16 protein-coding genes and 1 riboswitch are annotated in these 17,811 nt (G+C 68.9%); of the genes, 7 read left to right on the top strand and 9 right to left on the bottom strand.

The window, feature by feature from the left end; translation table 11 throughout:
* Positions 1-51 precede the first annotated feature (51 nt).
* Together BOX37_RS04575 and glpK are read left to right on the top strand one after the other, a co-directional pair.
* Positions 52-804: an IclR family transcriptional regulator gene (locus BOX37_RS04575; protein ID WP_071926536.1), complete on the top strand. Its 753-nt coding sequence runs from the start codon at positions 52-54 to the stop codon at positions 802-804.
* A 136-nt stretch (positions 805-940) separates the two neighbouring features.
* Positions 941-2,455 (top strand): glycerol kinase GlpK, encoded by a 1,515-nt coding sequence (gene glpK / locus BOX37_RS04570; RefSeq protein ID WP_071926535.1) that lies wholly within the window; start codon positions 941-943, stop codon positions 2,453-2,455.
* 84 nt (positions 2,456-2,539) lie between these two features.
* On the opposite strand, the gene BOX37_RS04565 is transcribed toward glpK, so the two are convergent.
* The 3 genes from BOX37_RS04565 to BOX37_RS04555 form a co-directional block, all read right to left on the bottom strand.
* Positions 2,540-2,794, bottom strand: a complete 255-nt coding sequence (locus tag BOX37_RS04565; RefSeq protein ID WP_071926534.1) for a hypothetical protein — start codon at positions 2,792-2,794, stop codon at positions 2,540-2,542.
* 42 nt (positions 2,795-2,836) lie between these two features.
* Positions 2,837-3,985: an MFS transporter gene (locus BOX37_RS04560; protein ID WP_071926533.1), complete on the bottom strand. Its 1,149-nt coding sequence runs from the start codon at positions 3,983-3,985 to the stop codon at positions 2,837-2,839.
* Between the two features lie 250 nt (positions 3,986-4,235).
* Positions 4,236-5,468, bottom strand: a complete 1,233-nt coding sequence (locus tag BOX37_RS04555) for an NADP-dependent isocitrate dehydrogenase (RefSeq protein ID WP_071926532.1) — start codon at positions 5,466-5,468, stop codon at positions 4,236-4,238.
* A gap of 282 nt (positions 5,469-5,750) precedes the next feature.
* Positions 5,751-5,861, top strand: a riboswitch (SAM riboswitch).
* An 83-nt stretch (positions 5,862-5,944) separates the two neighbouring features.
* Here BOX37_RS04555 and BOX37_RS04550 point away from each other — a divergent pair.
* Positions 5,945-7,261, top strand: a complete 1,317-nt coding sequence (locus tag BOX37_RS04550; RefSeq protein ID WP_071926531.1) for a bifunctional o-acetylhomoserine/o-acetylserine sulfhydrylase — start codon at positions 5,945-5,947, stop codon at positions 7,259-7,261.
* Positions 7,258-8,406, top strand: a complete 1,149-nt coding sequence (gene metX / locus BOX37_RS04545) for a homoserine O-acetyltransferase MetX (protein WP_084759419.1) — start codon at positions 7,258-7,260, stop codon at positions 8,404-8,406. The genes BOX37_RS04550 and metX overlap by 4 nt, the downstream gene beginning before the upstream one ends.
* A gap of 1 nt (position 8,407) precedes the next feature.
* Here the strand turns inward: metX and BOX37_RS04540 are convergent, their stop codons facing one another.
* A complete protein-coding gene (locus tag BOX37_RS04540; RefSeq protein ID WP_071926530.1) occupies positions 8,408-9,052 on the bottom strand; it encodes a TetR/AcrR family transcriptional regulator in 645 nt (214 codons plus the stop codon).
* Between the two features lie 140 nt (positions 9,053-9,192).
* On the opposite strand from BOX37_RS04540, the gene BOX37_RS04535 reads away from it, so the two are divergent.
* Entirely contained in the window at positions 9,193-10,149 is a 957-nt protein-coding gene (locus BOX37_RS04535) for an oxygenase MpaB family protein (RefSeq protein ID WP_071926529.1), read from the top strand.
* A gap of 66 nt (positions 10,150-10,215) precedes the next feature.
* On the opposite strand, the gene BOX37_RS04530 is transcribed toward BOX37_RS04535, so the two are convergent.
* Positions 10,216-10,542 (bottom strand): DUF3017 domain-containing protein, encoded by a 327-nt coding sequence (locus BOX37_RS04530; protein WP_476703561.1) that lies wholly within the window; start codon positions 10,540-10,542, stop codon positions 10,216-10,218.
* Between the two features lie 64 nt (positions 10,543-10,606).
* On the opposite strand from BOX37_RS04530, the gene BOX37_RS04525 reads away from it, so the two are divergent.
* Positions 10,607-11,071, top strand: a complete 465-nt coding sequence (locus BOX37_RS04525) for a tRNA (cytidine(34)-2'-O)-methyltransferase (protein ID WP_071926528.1) — start codon at positions 10,607-10,609, stop codon at positions 11,069-11,071.
* A 56-nt stretch (positions 11,072-11,127) separates the two neighbouring features.
* Here the strand turns inward: BOX37_RS04525 and BOX37_RS04520 are convergent, their stop codons facing one another.
* The 4 genes from BOX37_RS04520 to BOX37_RS04505 form a co-directional block, all read right to left on the bottom strand.
* The gene (locus tag BOX37_RS04520; protein WP_071926527.1) at positions 11,128-11,349 is read right to left on the bottom strand and encodes a DUF167 domain-containing protein; all 222 of its coding nucleotides are present in this window, start codon (positions 11,347-11,349) and stop codon (positions 11,128-11,130) included.
* A complete protein-coding gene (locus BOX37_RS04515; protein ID WP_084760639.1) occupies positions 11,315-12,304 on the bottom strand; it encodes a DUF4349 domain-containing protein in 990 nt (329 codons plus the stop codon). The genes BOX37_RS04520 and BOX37_RS04515 overlap by 35 nt, the downstream gene beginning before the upstream one ends.
* A gap of 152 nt (positions 12,305-12,456) precedes the next feature.
* Positions 12,457-16,077, bottom strand: coding sequence for an error-prone DNA polymerase (locus tag BOX37_RS04510; RefSeq protein WP_071926526.1), 3,621 nt, complete (start codon positions 16,075-16,077; stop codon positions 12,457-12,459).
* A gap of 56 nt (positions 16,078-16,133) precedes the next feature.
* The gene (locus BOX37_RS04505) at positions 16,134-16,589 is read right to left on the bottom strand and encodes a hypothetical protein (RefSeq protein WP_071926525.1); all 456 of its coding nucleotides are present in this window, start codon (positions 16,587-16,589) and stop codon (positions 16,134-16,136) included.
* 132 nt (positions 16,590-16,721) lie between these two features.
* Between BOX37_RS04505 and BOX37_RS04500 the strand changes: the two genes are divergently transcribed.
* Positions 16,722-17,693: an SDR family NAD(P)-dependent oxidoreductase gene (locus BOX37_RS04500; RefSeq protein WP_071926524.1), complete on the top strand. Its 972-nt coding sequence runs from the start codon at positions 16,722-16,724 to the stop codon at positions 17,691-17,693.
* Positions 17,694-17,811: the final 118 nt, after the last annotated feature.

The raw sequence follows: 17,811 nt of genomic DNA, 5'->3' as shown, positions 1-17,811 counted from the left end.
GCCACCGCCACCGTTCGACAATGCCGAACGATCGGCTGATAGGTTCGGGGTGTGCCTGGCGCGATCCAGTCGATCGAACGAGCCGCAGCCGTGCTGCGCCTGCTCGCGCGCGCCCCCGGACCGCTGGCCGTCGGTGAGATCGCGGCCACCCTCGACCTGGCCAAACCCACCGCGCACGGGATTGTGCGCACGCTGGTCGGCGTCGGGTTCGTCGCCCAGGACGCGGCCTCGGGCCGGTATCTGCTCGGTCCCGCGCTCGGTGAACTGGGAACAGACCGGCTCGACGTCAACGAGTTGCGTGCCCGGGCGATCCACCGGGCCGATGCCCTCGCGGCGCGCAGTGGGGAATCGGTGCGGATCGCGGTGGCGCGAAACTCGACGGTGACGGTCATCCATCACGTCTTCCGGCCCGACAACAGTGCGCAAGCGCTGGCGCTCGGCGAAGTACTGCCCGCCCATGCGACCGCGCTGGGCAAGGTCCTGCTGGCCTACGACAGCGCCACCGAACCCGGACCCCTGACGGCCTTCACCCGTCGCACCCTCACGGATCGGGGAGAACTCGACCGTGCCATCGCCGAGGTGCGCCACACCGGCTGGGCAGGCGAGATCGATGAGTCCCGGCCCGGCGAGTCAGGGATCGCCGCGCCCATCCGAACCCGGGGCGGTCTGGTGGTCGCCGCCATCGGCATCTCGGGGCCCACAGAGCGCCTGTGCGACAGTCGATTACAACTCCGCCCGGTTACCATCGCCCAGGTCCGAGCCGCCGCCCAAGCCATCCACCGCGATCTGCGAGAGCCACGATGAAGTCCACAGCACCAGCGACCACCACCGTGTCGTCGACTTCTGGCGAGCGCGGCACAGCAGCCGCGCTCGGGACCATCGGCGTGACATCGCCCGGCGCAACGGCTGAGCCGAGGACGGACGACAGGAGCAGGGGCCAATGACGCAGCGATACGTACTCGCGATCGATCAGGGGACCACGTCGAGCCGGTGCATGGTGTTCGACCGGCACGCCCGCCTGGTGGGGATGGCGCAGCGGACGCATCGTCAGCACTACCCCAGGTCCGGATGGGTGGAGCAGGACGCGGTCGAGATCTGGCGGACGGTGGAGCGGATCGTGCCCGCGGCACTGCGGGACGCGGGGGTCGCCGTCGAGCAGGTGGCGGCGATCGGGATCGCGAATCAGCGTGAGACGACGGTGGTCTGGGACCGGAAGACCGGGGTGCCGGTGCGGTTGGCGATCGTCTGGCAGGACGTGCGCACCGAGGAGCTGGTCGAGCGGCTGCGGGAACTGCCTGGCGCACAACGCATCAGAGAGCTGACCGGGCTGCCGCTGGCGACCTACTTCGCCGCGCCCCGACTGCGCTGGCTGCTCGACTCCGTCGACGGGCTGCGCGAGCGTGCCGAACGGGGCGAGGTGCTGTTCGGAACGATGGAGTCCTGGCTGATCTGGAACCTCACCGGCGGCGAGCACGTCACCGATGTGACCAATGCCGGGCGTACCCTGCTGATGAACCTGACGACCCGCCGGTGGGACGAGGAACTGTTGCGGTTCTTCGACATTCCCCGCGCGGTGCTCCCCCGCATCGAATCCTCGACCGGCGATTTCGGCACGGCGCGCACGGTGGCGCCCGGCGTGCGCATCGGCGCCGCGCTCGGCGATCAACACGCCGCGCTGTTCGGCCAGACCTGTTTCGCGCCGGGCGAGACCGAATGCACCTACGGCACCGGCGGATTCCTGATGATGAACACCGGCACCGAGCTGGTCCGCTCCGAACACGGCCTGCTCACCACCATCGGGTATCAGGTCGGCCCGGAACCGGTGTACGCGCTGGAAGGCCCGATCGCCGTCACCGGTTCGCTGGTGCAGTGGCTGCGCGACATCGTCGGCCTGATCGCGACAGCGCCCGAAATCGAAACTCTCGCAAACACTGTCGACGACAACGGCGGCTGCTACCTGGTCCCCGCCTTCTCCGGGCTCTACGCCCCGCACTGGCGCAGCGATGCCCGTGGCCTGCTCATCGGCCTGACCTCCTACGTCACCAAGGGCCACCTGGCCCGCGCGGTCCTCGAGGCGACCGCCTGGCAGACCCGCGACGTGGTCGAGGCGATGAACGCCGACGCGGGCCTGCGAGCGACCTCCCTGCGCGTAGCAGGCGGCATGGCGACCAACAACCTGCTCATGCAGATCATCGCCGACGTCCTCGACATCCCCGTCACCCGTCCCTTGGTCACCGAAACGGTCTCCCTCGGCGCCGCCTACGCCGCGGGCCTCGCGGTCGGCTACTGGCCGGATCTTCAAGGACTGCGGCGCAATTGGCGGGTGGCCGCCCAATGGCGCCCCTGCCCCGCCCGCACTGTGCGCGACGCGGAGTACGAGCAGTGGCAACGCGCAGTACAGCTCAGCGTCGGCTGGGTCCGTCCGGCGGCCGGCAGCCCACCGAAACCGGACTGACCACTCGACAGTTCCACCACGGCCGCCCGCGCCGCCGAGATCAGCCGAAGAGCTCGTTCGCGGACGTTGCGGTGACGGCCTGCTTCAGCCATTCGTCGAGTACATTTTTACATGTTCGTCGTCGGTTTTCATCAGGCCGGACAGGAACGCCGCCAAGACTTCGTCCATGTGCGGTCCTGCGCCGTGCGCCATGGCCGAGAGTACAGCGCGTTCGGGGCAGCGCCTGGCCTCGCCGGGGTCGGTAACCAGGGGAAAGCGGTCGGGGCCGAGCACCTGCGGCTGGATTGCCGACCCGAAAGTGTCGAGTTCGAGCAAAGCTTCGTGGAGGTAGCTCGGCATGCGCCGCAAGGTACGGCTTCATCGAAGAGACTTTCGAATCAGCTATGGCGTGTTGCGTGACTCGCGGTGCTGGAGCCAGACGGTCACGGTGAACAGCAGGACGCCTGCCACGGCGAGCATGGCGCCGATCATGGCCGGTGCGGTGTAGCCCAGCCCCGCCGCGATGACCAGGCCGCCGAGCCACGCCCCCACGGCGTTGGCGAGGTTGAGGGCGGCGTGGTTGAGGGCGGCGGCGAGAGTTTGGGCGTCGGCGGCGACGTCCATCAGGCGGGTTTGCAGGCCGGGGGCGAGGGCGGCGCCGGACGCGCCGACCAGAAAGGCGCCGATCCCGGCGGTGATCGGGTGGTGGGCGGCGAGGACGAAGCCGGCCAGGATCACCACCATGGCGATCATGGCGACGAAGATCGACCGGTCGACGCCGCGGTCGGCGAGGATGCCGCCGCCGATGTTGCCCACGATCATGCCGAGGCCGAACAGCGCGAGCACGATCGGGACCGCGCCGATGGCCATGCCGGCCACGTCGGTCATGGTGGTGGCGATGTAGGTGTAGACGGCGAACATGCCGCCGAAGCCGATCGCGCCGACAGCCAGGGTGAGCAGCACCTGCGGGCGGCGCAGCGCCCCCAGCTCGGTCATCGGGTCGCTGATCTTCATGCCCGTCAGATCGGGCACGTAGCGCCACAGCGCGGCCACGGTCGCCACCCCGATCACCGCGACGACCACATAGGCGTTGCGCCACCCGAGATGCTGACCCAACCAGGTCGCCCCCGGCACCCCGAGCACGTTCGCCACACTCAACCCGAGCATCACCGCCGCCACCGCCTTGGCCCGCTGCCCCACAGGCGCGAGCGTCGCGGCGGCCAGCGAGGCGACACCGAAGTACGCGCCGTGCGGCAGACCGGACACGAACCGCGCCGCGACAAGCGTCGGGAAGGTCGGCGCGAGCACGGTCGCGGCATTGCCGATGGTGAACGCCGCCATCAACGCGATCAGCAGCTTCTTTCGCGACACCCGCGCGCACAGCGCGGCGATCAACGGCGCGCCGACCACCACCCCGAGCGCGTAGGCCGACACCGCGTGCCCGGCCGAGGGCTCGGAGATGTCGAAGGCCCTGGCGATATCGGGCAGCAAACCCATGGTCACGAATTCGGTGGTACCGATTCCGAACCCACCGAGTGCCAGCGCCAGCATCGCCGGGACATGCCAACTGGTCCGTGGCGTCTCGACGACGGCGAGGGAAGAAGTCACGCCTCCATGCAACGACCCCGGTTACCCGATTGCTACCCGGGAAGACCGTGAGCTACCCCACCCGGCAGTGGAAAAGCCCGGTGAGTTACCCACCGATCTCGCAAGAACATGGGTAACTCACCGGGTGCGGGCCAACCCCACTACGCGGCCGAAGCTTGCCGCCCGCCCAGGTCCCCCCGCACCTGAATCCGGCCTAAATACGCGGAGAGGCGGACAGCGTGCGGGCCAGGTTGGCGTCCAGGGCGCCGAGGAATTCCTCGGTGCTCAGGTATCCCTGATCTCCGCCGACGAGCAGCGCCAGATCCTTGGTCATCTGCCCACCCTCGACGGTCTTGATGACGACGTCTTCGAGCGCCTGCGCGAAGCCGATCACCTCGGGGGTGTTGTCCAGCTTGCCGCGGTGTTCGAGGCCGCGGGTCCAGGCGAAGATCGACGCGATCGGGTTGGTCGAGGTCGGCTTGCCCTGCTGGTGCTGACGGAAGTGCCGGGTGACGGTGCCGTGCGCGGCCTCGGCCTCGCAGGTGCGACCGTCCGGGGTGAGCAGCACCGAGGTCATCAGGCCGAGCGAGCCGAAGCCCTGGGCCACGGTGTCGGACTGCACGTCGCCGTCGTAGTTCTTACAGGCCCAGACGTAGCCGCCCTCCCACTTCATGGAGGAGGCGACCATGTCGTCGATCAGACGGTGCTCGTAGGTCAGGCCCGCCGCGTCGAACTCGGCCTTGAACTCGGCGTCGAAGACTTCCTGGAAGGTGTCCTTGAACATGCCGTCGTAGGCCTTGAGGATGGTGTTCTTCGTGGAGAGATACACCGGGTAGTTCTGCTGCAGGCCGTAGTTGAACGAGGCCCGCGCGAAGTCCACGATCGACTTCTTGAAGTTGTACATACCCATGACGACGCCGCCGTCGGCGGGCATCTTCACGACCTCGTGCACGATCGGCTCGCTGCCGTCCTCGGGCGTGAAGGTCAGCGTGACGGTACCCGCCTCGTAAACCTTGAAATCGGTGGCGCGGTACTGGTCGCCGAAGGCGTGACGGCCGATGATGATCGGCTTGGTCCAGCCGGGCACCAGGCGGGGCACGTTGGAGATGATGATCGGCGCGCGGAAGATGGTGCCACCCAGAATGTTTCGGATGGTGCCGTTGGGCGAGCGCCACATCTTCTTGAGGCCGAACTCCTTCACCCGGTCTTCGTCGGGGGTGATGGTGGCGCATTTGACGCCGACGCCGTGCTTCTTGATGGCGTTCGCGGCGTCAACTGTGACCTGGTCGTCTGTCTTGTCGCGATACTCGATGCCGAGGTCGTAGTACTCGAGGTTCACGTCGAGATACGGATGGATCAGCTTGTCCTTGATGAACTGCCAGATGATCCGGGTCATCTCGTCGCCGTCGAGTTCTACGACGGTACCTTCAACCTTGATCTTGGACATGGATCTTCGTGTCCTCCTAGGATGGTGCCCTCATTGCACGGCCAGGCGAACACGCTTGTGAGCGGACCCCAGCTGTTCCAACAGACAACGTATATGCCCCGCGTTGTCTGCGGGACGTGTGGTGCAAACAAGACAAGCGTACTGCTGCCAGTGACCTCACCGCGATGGGAGGGCCCGCTGTGCGGGACTGCGGCGGCGACACACCGCGCCGACCAGTGATCTTCTCGACGAAATCGGGAGAAATTTCCGCGCGGGCGAGATGTCCGGTTAACATGACGGCAAGGTCATGAGTACCAGCGTCAAGCCCCGGCTCGCTGGTCGGCAACCCTCCAGCTGCGGTGGGGTGCTCCGGGTGATGACCGGGCCCTCGAAGGTCGAGGGCAAGCGCGCATTCGTAGGAGGCCACCATGTGTTGTTGCCCGTCGATCCGACCCAGCTGACGAGATACCCGGCGAACAACCCCCTGGAGCATCACCATGTCCAACTCCACCCTGCCCGAGAACTGGTCGTTCGAGACCAAGCAGGTCCACGCGGGCCAAGCCCCCGACGCCGCGACCAACGCGCGGGCCCTGCCGATCTACCAGACCACCTCCTACACCTTCCGTGACACCGACCACGCCGCCGCGCTGTTCGGTCTCGCCGAGCCGGGCAACATCTACACCCGGATCATGAACCCCACCCAGGACGCGGTGGAGCAGCGCGTGGCCGCGCTGGAAGGCGGCGTCGCGGCACTGCTGCTGGCCTCCGGTCAGGCCGCCGAGACCTACGCGATCCTGAACCTGGCGAGCGCGGGCGACCACATCGTGTCCAGCCCGCACCTCTACGGCGGCACCTACAACCTGTTCCACTACTCGCTGCCCAAGCTCGGCATCGAGGTCTCCTTCGTCGAAGACCCCGACGACCTCGCCCAGTGGGAAGCCGCGATCCGGCCCAACACCAAGGCCCTCTACGGCGAGACCATCGCCAACCCGAGCAGCGCGGTCTTCGACATCCCCGGCATCGCCGGTGTCGCGCACGCGGCGGGCCTGCCGCTGATCGTCGACAACACCGTCGCGACCCCGTACCTGATCCAGCCGCTGGCCCACGGCGCCGACATCGTCGTGCACTCGGCCACCAAGTACCTGGGCGGCCACGGCGCCGCGGTGGCCGGGGTGATCGTCGACGGCGGCACCTTCGACTGGACCGTGCGCGACGCCGACGGCAAGTCCCGCTATCCCGGCTTCACCGAGCCCGACCCGAGCTACCACGGCGCGGTCTTCGCCGACCTGGGCGCGCCCGCCTTCGCGCTCAAGGCTCGCGTACAGCTGCTGCGCGACCTCGGCGCGGCGGTGTCGCCGTTCAACGCCTTCCTCATCGCGCAGGGCATCGAGACGCTGAGCCTGCGCGTCGAGCGGCACGTGGCCAATGCCGAGGTGGTCGCGAAGTTCGTCGCCGAGCAGCCCGGCGTCGAGACGGTGCACTACGCGGGCCTCGAGTCCTCGCCCTGGCACGCGCGGGCCAAGGAACTGGCGCCGAAGGGCGCGGGTGCGATCGTGGCCTTCGAGCTGGCCGGTGGCGTCGACGCGGGCAAGAAGTTCGTGGACGCGCTCAGCCTGCACAGCCATGTCGCTAACATCGGGGATGTGCGTTCTCTCGTGATTCACCCGGCGTCGACCACGCATTCGCAGTTGACACCGGAGGAGCAGCTGGCCGCGGGCGTCAAGCCCGGCCTGGTCCGGCTCGCCGTGGGCATCGAGGGTATCGACGACATCCTGGCCGATCTGCGGGCCGGTTTCGCGGCGGCGACCACGTGACTGTGAGCACCGAATCGCCGATCGCCCGTCCCGGCACCGGAGTGGCTCTGCTGCCACCGCCGGACGGGCGTCTCGGCGTGGTCGCCATCGGGGAGGTTGCGCTGGAGAACGGCGCCGTCGTCCCCGATGTGCGGCTGGCGGTGCAACGCTGGGGTGAGCTCTCGCCCACCCTGGACAACGTGGTGCTCGTCGAACACGCGCTCACCGGTGACTCGCACGTCATCACCAGTGCCGACAATGCCCAGCCCGGCTGGTGGGAGGGCATGGTAGGCCCCGGCGCGCCGATCGACACCGACGAATGGTGTGTGATCGCCACCAACGTGCTCGGCGGCTGCAAGGGCAGCACCGGGCCGTCCACGCTCGCGCCCGACGGCAAGCCGTGGGGCGCGCGTTTTCCCGAGTTGACCATCCGTGATCAGGTGACCGCCGAGGCTCAGCTGCTCGACGTGCTCGGCATCGAGCGCCTGGCCTCGGTGGTCGGTGGCTCGATGGGCGGCATGCGGGTGCTCGAGTGGATGATCGACAAGCCCGAGCGGGTCTCGGCGGCGCTGGTGCTCGCTGTCGGCGCGCGGGCCACCGCCGATCAGATCGGCACCCAGACCACCCAGATGGCCGTCATCACGGCCGACCCGGACTGGCAGGGCGGCGACTATCACGGCACCGGCCGCGCGCCGACGACCGGCATGGGCCTGGCCCGCCGCATCGCGCACCTGACCTACCGCACCGAGGGCGAACTCGACCACCGCTTCACCAATCGCCCCCAGGGCGACGAGGACCCGTGGCAGGGTGGCCGCTACGCGGTGCAGAGCTACCTGGAGCACCAGGCCGAGAAGCTGGTCCAGCGCTTCGACCCGGCCACCTATGTGCTGCTCAGCGAGGCCATGAACCGCCACGACATCGGTCGCGGTCGCGGTGGTGTCGCCGCCGCGCTCGCCTCGACGCGGGTGCCGTGCGTGGTGGGCGGTGTCGACTCCGATCGCCTCTATCCCCTGCACACCCAGGCCGAGCTGGCCGAGGGGCTGCCGGGCTGCGCCGGACTCGAGATCGTGCACTCGCGCGACGGACACGACGGCTTCCTCACCGAGGCCGCCGCGGTGGCCAAGCTGCTCACCGAGACCATGCGCTTGGCGCGGGAGAACCGCTGAGTCAACGCTTGGTGGTCCCGGCCAGCAAGGTGACGATCGAGCGCACGTAGTCCTGGAGACGTTCGCGCGGATATTCCGCCGGCTCGCTGACCGCCAGTCGCCCGAGCATCTCGGCGACGGTGAGTGTCGAGTTCGCCAGCAGCGCCGCGTCCATGGCCGACCAGCGCGGCAGCATCGCGATACCCACGCGGACAAGGGATTCCGCGCGCTCGAGAATGTCGGCGCGGGAATTGCGCAGGGCGGCACGGTATTCGTCGGGCGCGCTCGCCGGGGTGGCGAGGATGAGCCGCCAGCGCGTCGGATTCGCCAGTGCCACACCGACGAACGCCTCGACCGTGGCCAGGGCGGCTTCGATCGGATCGCTGCCGATCAGGTTCTCCGGCAGGGTGTCGGCGATCTGGGCGAGGCCGCGTTCGCTCTCGCGTTCCAGCAGGGCCTCGACCAGTTCGGCGCGGGTCTTGAACACCGTGTACAGCACGGGTTTTCCGACGCCGGCCTCCTGCGCGACGGCTTCCATGCTCAGCTCGTGCAGCTCCAACCGGCCGAGCACGGCGAACGCGGCATCGAGCAGCTGGGCGCGGCGCTCGTGCGGCGGCAGGCGCGGGGCGTAGCGACGGCGCGGTCGTTGCTCCTGCGTTGCGGTCACCCGCTCACCTCCCGTATCCGACCGAGGCCCGGTCCGGTGCCCAAATCCTACACAACCGTTGTATTCATTTCGATCAATTGCTACGGTTGCGTTGTATTCACCTGCGAGGTTCGCCTCAGCACTGCAAAGGAGCACGTGCCATGGCCTTCGACCCGGCTACCCTGCGTCGCGACGACTACGGCTTCTTCGGACCGGATTCCCCCAGCTGGAAGGTGTGGGCGTCACCGACCGCGCTGATCGGGTTCCAGCGCGCGGTCACCCTCGAACACTTCGACCCGTTCCTGACCGCCGCCGTCGCCGATTCGGAGGGGATCTACGACAACCCGCGCACGCGCCTGGACCACACGCTGTCGTACTTCCTGCTGGTCGCTCTCGGCGACGGGCGCACCGCCATCCAGGCCTCCGAACACCTGATGACGGTGCACGCCTCGATGACGGGCATCGAACCGATCAGCGGCAAGCGCTACAGCGCCAACAATCCCGACTCGCAGCTGTGGATCCACGTCACCGGCTGGCACTCGGTGCTCAAGGCGTACGAGATGTACGGGCCGGGGCCGCTGAGCGCCGCGGAGGAGGACCGGTACTGGGCCGAATGCGTGATCGCGGCCGAGCTGCAGACCTGCAAGCCCGCCGACGTGCCGCGTTCGCGCGCGGAGGTGCGCGCGTACTTCGAGCGGGTCCGGCCCCAGCTGTGCTCCTCCGAGCGCGCGGTGCGCGGCATGCACTATCTGCTGTGGACGCCGCCCAGCAAGGGCCTGCCGTTCGCGCTCGGCAGCCGGTTGCTCTCGTTGGCGACCATCCCGACCCTGCCGATCTGGATGCGCGAACTCGGCCGCTTCGACCTGCCCCGGATCCTCGGCCCGGCCGTGCGCCTGCCTGCCACCGCGATCGCCTGGCTCAGCACGCGCCGCGACAACTTCGCCCTGATCAAGGCAGCGCCCTACATCGCCCCGATGACCGGCCAGATCCTCGCCGCGCACACACGATCAGGCGAGCCGACCACTCCCCGCACGATCACCCCCGCGCAAGCCCGCGAGCGCTACGGCAGCAAGGGCCACTGCAGCCTCTGGGACCACAAGATCCCCGAAACCGCGTAGCCCACCCGCCGCGACCCGGACAGTCGATCACCAGGCTCTGGTGGCGTTCGCTCTCGACGACCGGGCTCAGTTGACGCCGAGAGTGTTGATGGTGGCGGCCAGGAAGACGATGGCGCTGCCCAGCGCGGTGAGCGCGGCGACGTCGAAGGGCTTGCTCCGGACAGCGAGCAGGCCCACCTGCACGGTCGGCAGGCACAACCGGAAGGCGGCGGCCACCAGGGCGGCGCTGCCGAAGATCAGCGCGCCGCGACGCCACCGATCCCACGCGACGAACACGATCGCGACCACGATCAGCGCGCTCACCACAGTCATCGGCAGGTGACTGCGCAGGTACTGCTCCCCCGCGCTCAACCGTGCGACCCGGTGCTTGCCGGTGGTCTCCGCCTTGTTCACGGGCCCGATTGTTCCAGATGCCGCCTGCGGGCGGGCGCACAGCCACATGGGAGAGTGATCCGCTGTGCTGCATCTGATCTTTCACAATCCCGTGATACCCCCGAACACCGGCAACGCGATCCGCCTCGCCGCCGGTACCGGCTGTGCGCTGCATCTGATCGAGCCGCTGGGCTTCGACCTGTCCGAGTCCAAGCTCCGCCGCGCCGGTCTGGACTATCACGACCTCGCCGTGGTGAGGGTGCATCCCGACCTGGCGACCGCCTGGACCGTGATCGAACCCGGCCGGGTCTTCGCCTTCACCACCCAGGCCGGCACCCGCTACACCGACATCGCCTACCGCGACGGAGACGCCCTCCTGTTCGGCACCGAACCCACCGGGTTACCCGAGCAGGTGCTCGCCGACCCGGCGATCACCGACCAGGTCCGCATCCCGATGCTCCCCGGTCGGCGCTCGATGAACCTGTCGAACGCGGCCGCGGTGACGGTCTACGAGGCATGGCGGCAGCTGGGATTTCCCGGGGCGGTGTGACCAGCCTCGGCCCGGTCGCCGTGGATCACGCCCGACGACGATCAGCTCGCCGGCGCTCAGATGTCGACCTCGAAGCGTTTGAAGCGGGAGGTCGCGCCCGCGGACAGGCGCACCGCGGACCTCGAGACGCCGAAGTGGGTGGCGAGTAGTTCGATGGCGGCCTTGTTGGCCTTGCCCTCGACGGCGGGGGCGCGGACGTAGAGGGTGAGGGTGCCGTCGTCGGCGACTTCGACGAGGGGGCCTTTACGGCTGTTCGGCTTGATCGTCGCCCGCACCATCGGCACTGTCCGCTCCCTTCGGATCCTCGCCCACCGAGTGCTTTCCTTCCGCACCGGTGTCCGGCTTCGTCGCGAGTGCGGTAGGCGCGGAGACCGCCGCACCCGTCTTGCGACCGCGACCACGCACCAACCGCACCAGCGCCCACAACACGGCACCGATCACCGCGAGGAAGCCCAGCCACGGCACCGCCTTGCCGGCGAACACGACCGCGTCCTTCAGCCAGTCGACCAGCGAGTGCCAGCCGGAGACGATGCCGTCCCAGAAGTTGTCGGGGTCGCCGGGGGCGCGATCCTCGTCGGCGGTGAGGGTGATGGTCAGGGTCGACAGGGCGACCTGGTCGTCGAGGGAACGCTTCTGCGCGGTGAGGCTGTCGAGTTCACCCTGCCTGCTCGCCAGCGCCTCCTCGGCGGCGATCAGGTCGGCGGTGTTGGCCGCGCCCGCCATGAGCGCGCGCAACCGGTCGACCGAGGACTGCAGCGCCCGGATGCGGGCGTCGAGGTCCTGCCACTGCATGGTGACGTCGTCGCGGTTGGTGCTGACCCGGGTGACGGTGCCGACCCCGCCGAGCCCGGTGACGAAGGCGTCGGTCTTGTCCGCGGGCACTCGCACACTGAGCACCGCCCGCGCGGTGCGCTTGTCGGTGCCCGGCTGTTCGGTACGGCTGTCGATCCGGCCGTCCACGGCGTTCACCTGGTCGGTGACGGTCGCGGCGGCGGCGATCGGGTCCTCGGCGGACACGTCGATCGAGCCGGTGATCACCTCTTTGCGATCCGAGTTCGCCGGTGCCGGACTGTCTTTCGGCGGTGCCCCCTCCCGGAATCCGGGCGCCTCCGCGGCGACGGGCGGGGACATCGTCGGCACGGACGCCCCGGTGTTCTCGCTGTCGACACCACCACACCCGGCCACGAACAGCAGTCCGAGCAACCCGATCATCACCACGGCAAGCTTGCGCATGATCGCAGCGTAGTGCGCACCACCGCTTTCGTCAGCGAGGTAGGCGTGGGCGGCGGCCGGATTCGGCGCGGCGCGGCCTCGCCTCGTGCGTTCTGACTCGCCCCTGCGCAAGGCCGGAACGGGCGGTCGACACCCGGCGGGCGAGCGCGGAGTCAGCGGAAATCGCGGGAGCGGGCGACGATGCGCAGGTCGAGGTGTTCGAGATGGTCGGCGAGCACGCTGGCCGCGCCCTCGGCGTTCTGGACGCGGCCGCGGATGATGAGGGCGGTCGCGCTCTGCGCCAGGCGGCGGTACCGGGTCCACAGGCCGACCGAGCAGACCACATTGACCATGCCGGTCTCGTCTTCCAGATTGAGGAAGGTGACCCCGGCGGCGGTGGCGGGGCGCTGGCGGTGGGTGACGGCACCGGCGACCAGGATGCGGGCGCCGTCCTCGACGAGCAGCAGGTCGGCGGCGGGGACGACGCCGAGCGAATTCAGGTACGCGCGCAGGAATTCGGTGGGATAGCTGTCGGGTGAGATGCCGGTGGCCCAGACGTCGGCGGCGGCGAGTTCGAGTGCGGTCATGCCGGGCAGGGACGGCGCGGCGACGGCGGGACCGGTGCCGGGCAGCAGGTTCGAGCGCTCCCGCGCCGCCGCCCCCGCCGCCCACAGTGCCGCCCGCCGGGCAAGGGCCGGGTCGGGCGTGCGGCGTGCTGGTCCGTCCCGCACCGCGGCGCCGCCGGGTCGGCCGAGGCGAGGTTCGGTACCGCCGGATTCGGGGATGTGGGGCTCGTCTTCCGCAATCAAGGTGTTCAACGCGCCGGCGGTGGCCAGGGATTCGGTCTGGGCGACGGTGAGTTCCACGCGGCCGGTGAGGTCGAGCAGGGAGGCGAAGGGGCCGTGTTCGACGCGGGCGGTGACGATGCGGTCGGCGAGGTCGGTGCCGATGTGGCGCACGCCGGACAGGCCGAGGCGGATCTCGGTGCCCGCGTTCTCCAGGGTGGGTTCGGCGCGGCTGGCGTTGATGTCGGGGGCGTGCACCCGCACCCCGTGGCGGCGGGCGTCGGCGACCAGCGACTGCGGGGAGTAGAAGCCCATCGGCTGGGCACGCAGCAGGCCCGCGCAGAAGGCGGCCGGGTGGTGCAGCTTGAACCAGGCCGAGTAGAAGACGAGCGAGGCGAAGCTCTGCGAATGGCTTTCCGGAAAGCCGAAATTGGCGAAGGCGTAGAGCTTCTCGTAGATGCGGTCGGCGACCTCGTCGGTGATGCCGTGCAGGTCATACATGCCCTGATAGAGCCGGTCCTTGAGCCGCCGCATCTTCTCCGGCGAGCGTTTGGAACCCATGGCGCGACGCAGCTGGTCGGCTTCGGCGGGGGTGAAACCGGCGACGTCGATGGCCATCTGCATCAGCTGCTCCTGGAACAGCGGGACACCGTAGGTGCGCTCCAAAGTCTTCGCCAGCACCGGATGGTCGTAGGTGACCGGCTCCTTGCCGTTGCGCCTGCGGATGTACGGGTGCACCGAGCCACCCTGAATGGGCCCCGGCCGGATCAGCGCCACCTCCACCACGAGGTCATAGAATTCGCGCGGCTTCAATCGGGGCAGCGTCGCCATCTGCGCTCGCGACTCCACCTGGAACACCCCGATCGAGTCGGCGCGCGAGAGCATCTCGTAGACACCGGCTTCGGTGAGATCGAGCGCGTGTAGTTCGATCTGCTCGCCCTTGTGCTCGGCCACCAGGTCGATCATGTAGTGCAGGGCGGAGAGCATGCCGAGGCCGAGCAGGTCGAACTTCACCAAACCCACTGCGGCGCAATCGTCCTTGTCCCACTGCAGCACGCTGCGCCCGGCCATCCGCGCCCATTCCACCGGGCACACGTCGGCGATCGGGCGATCACAGATCACCATGCCGCCGGAGTGGATCCCCAGATGCCTTGGCAGGCCGTCGAGTTCACCGGCGAGTTCGAGCACCGCGGGCGGGATGTCGGTGCCCGTCTCGGCGGCCACTCCCGACCAGCGACTCACCTGCTTGCTCCACGCGTCCTGCTGACCCGGCGAAAAGCCCAGCGCGCGTGCGGCATCGCGCACCGAGGACTTGCCGCGATAGGTGATCACGTTCGCCACCTGGGCGGCATAGTCGCGGCCGTACTTGGCGTAGACGTGCTGGATCGCCTCCTCGCGCCGGTCGGACTCGATGTCGACGTCGATGTCGGGCGGGCCGTCACGATCGACCGAGAGGAACCGTTCGAACAGCAACTTGTTGCCCACCGGGTCCACATTCGTGATGCCGATGGCGTAGCAGACCGCGGAGTTGGCGGCCGAGCCCCGGCCCTGGCACAGGATGTCGTTGCCCTTGCAGAACTCGACGATGTCGTGCACCACCAGGAAATAGCCGGGGAAGGTCAACTTCTCGATCACCGCGAGCTCGTGCTCGATCTGCCGGTACGCCTGCGGGTTCCGCTCCGGCGGGCCGTAACGCTTCGCGGCGCCGCGCATCGTGAGCTCACGCAGCCACGAGTTCTCGTCGTGACCGTCGGGCACCTCGAACGGGGGCAGTTCGGGCGCGATCAGGCGCAGGTCGAAAGCGCACGCCCGAGCCAGCTCCGCCGCAGTGCGCACCGCGTGCGGGTGCTCGGCGAACAGCCGCGCCATCTCCGCGCCCGAGCGCAGATGCGCGCCACCGGTGGACGGCAGCCAGCCCGCCATCTCGTCGAGACTGCTCCGCGCCCGGATCGCGGCCAGTGCCATCGCACGGCGGCGCTGGGCCGGCGCGGCGAAGTGCGCACCGGTGGTGGCCAGTACCGGGATGCCGAGGCGATCGGCCACGGCGATCAGGTAGGCATTGCGTTCGTCGTCGGTGGCGATGCCGTGATGGGTGAGTTCGACGCTCACGCGGTCGGCGCCGAAGCGTTCGACCAGGTCACGCAGGGCCGCTTCGGCTTTGGTCAGCCGGGTGTCGCCGTCGCGCAGGTCCTGTTCGAGCGCGGCGCGCAGGTGGCCTTTCCGGCAGCCGGTGAGAATGTGCCAGTGCCCACCCGCGGCCGCGGCGAGGGTGTCGAGGTCATAGCGCAGGACGCCCTTCTCCCCCGCCGCCATGTGCGCCGCCGCCATCTCCCGTGAGAGTCGCCGGTACCCCTCCTGGCCCCGTGCCAGCACCAGCAGGTGCGGGCCGGCTGGATCAGGAAACCCATTGCGCGGCAGTGAATCCGGTGCAAACATATGCCCGCGCGCGGGCTCCTCACCCAGCGCGGCGCTCACACGCCCACTCCCGGCGGCGGAGTCATCGCCCGACCTGCGCGTGGAGGCACCGAGCGGCTCGGTGTTCGGCGTCGCGCGGACACCGCCCCGAGGAACAGAACGGCGCCGGACCGCATCCCCACGGCCCGGCGCCGCCTCCGCATCGGTGCCCAGTGACAGTTCGGCACCGAAAACCGTTGGCATTCCATATTCCCTGGCCGCCTCGGCGAACCGGACGGTCCCGTAGAACCCGTTGTGATCGGTGAGCGCGAGCGCCTCGAGGCCGAGGCGTACCGCCTCCTCCACCAACTCCTCCGGCTGGCTCGCACCGTCGAGGAAACTGTAGGCCGAGTGGGCATGCAATTCCGCGTAAGACACGGTCGGCTCGGCGGGGCGGTCGAGCGAGCCCGCCTGGTACGCACCTCGTTTGCGCGACCAGGCCGGGCTGTCGCCACCGTCGCCGGGGTGCATCTGTTCGGCGGGGCGGCGGCTCGGCTTGCCCGAGAGCACCCGTTCCAGTTCCGACCAGGTCGGGGGACCGTTGCTCCAGCCCACGCGCCGGCTCCTCTCACGACCCCCGCATCACATCCACCTTCCCCCGCGCCAGACACTCAATTCGCGGGCAACCGCTCCATCGATCGCAGCTCCAGCGCCGCCTCGACATGGCCAAGACCCGAGCGGATCACCGCGCCGTAGGCATCGTTGGCGAGCACGTCCAGGTGCCCGCGCGCGATGACGAGCTGCATCCGCGCCATCTCGAAATCGCCGACGCGGCGGTGACTGTCGGCCAGGTTCAGATACAGCGAGGGCAGGAATCCGCGCAGTCCCTCGTCCAGCGGAATGCCGGGCCCGAACACCGCGGCCAGCGCCCGCTGGTCCCACCGCAACGCATCCTCCGGCTGGTCCTGCACATCCGCCAGATGGTGCGCGATCACGCAGCGATGCAACGGGTCGCCGCCTTCCCCTATGTCGTCCCAGAGCTTGGTGAGCGCTCTGCGCGCCGCTTCCGGGTCGAATCCGCCGAGCCGCACCGCGGCATAGATGTCCGCCATCCGATCGTCCGCCATGGGCCCAGTATCGCACATACGTTCGAATGTTGGCGAGAGGGGTTCGAACATATTTTCGAGTTTTTCGAAGGGTCTGGTTCCCGAACTTACTTTGGAGTAAGTTCATAGGGAACGAGCTGCAAAGGAGCAGTGATGTCTCAGGTTTCTCCAGGTTCTCCCACTGAACAAGGCCGTGGCGGGCGGCGGCGACGCGATCTGACCGGCAGGCATGTCGTGATCACCGGCGCGTCGTCCGGGATCGGGCGGGCCGCCGCGCTCGCGGTCGCCGACAAGGGCGCCTCGGTCTTCCTCCTCGCCCGCCGCGGTGACGAGCTGGCCGCGGTGGTCACCGAGATCCTCGACGCCGGCGGTGACGCCCACGGCTACCAGTGCGATGTCACCGATTCCGAATCCGTCGATTCGACCGTCAAGACCATCCTCGACCAGCACGGCCATGTCGACATGCTGGTCAACAACGCGGGCCGGTCCATCCGCCGCGCCATCCATCGCTCCACCGACCGCCTGCACGACTACGAGCGCACCATGGCGGTCAACTACTTCGGCGCGCTGCGGATGACCCTGGCATTGCTGCCGCAGATGCGCGAGCGTGGCTTCGGCCACATCGTCAACATCTCCTCCGCGGGCGTGCAGGTCGCCACCCCGCGCTTCTCCGCCTACCTCGCCAGCAAAGCGGCACTGGACAAGTTCACCGAGGTCGCCGCGGTCGAAACCCTCGCCGACGGCGTCACTTTCACCACGATCCACATGCCGCTCGTGCGCACTCCCATGATCACGCCCAGCGGCGACCAGGGGCCCTCCGAATCCCCGGAGTGGGCGGCGGGCACCATCGTGCGCGCCCTCACCGAACGCCCCAAGCGTATCGACGTCCCCCTCGGCACGATCGCCGAATACGGCGGCATCATCACCCCCAAACTCCGCGACCGCATCCTGCATCGCTACTACCGCGCCCTCCCCGACTCCCCCGCCGCCAAAGGTGAAACACCCGAACCCGTCCCGGAATCGGCCACCCCCCACGCCGATCGTCCCACCACCTCGACCGCCCGCAAACTCACCGGCACCGCCCTCCGCCGCGCCGCCCGCTGGGTCCCCGGCACCCACTGGTGAACCTGGGCGTTTGATCACCAGGCACTGGTTGGCGTCATTTCTCGGCCGATGCTCACCTGAGCGCCTGATGATCGACTGTCCAGCATCGCGTCGTGACGATCCGGCCCGCGTACGCCAC

The organism is Nocardia mangyaensis (assembly GCF_001886715.1).
Lineage (GTDB): Bacteria > Actinomycetota > Actinomycetes > Mycobacteriales > Mycobacteriaceae > Nocardia > Nocardia mangyaensis.
The sequence above is the reverse complement of the archived record's forward strand: the minus strand, read 5'-3'. Positions and strand labels throughout refer to the sequence as shown.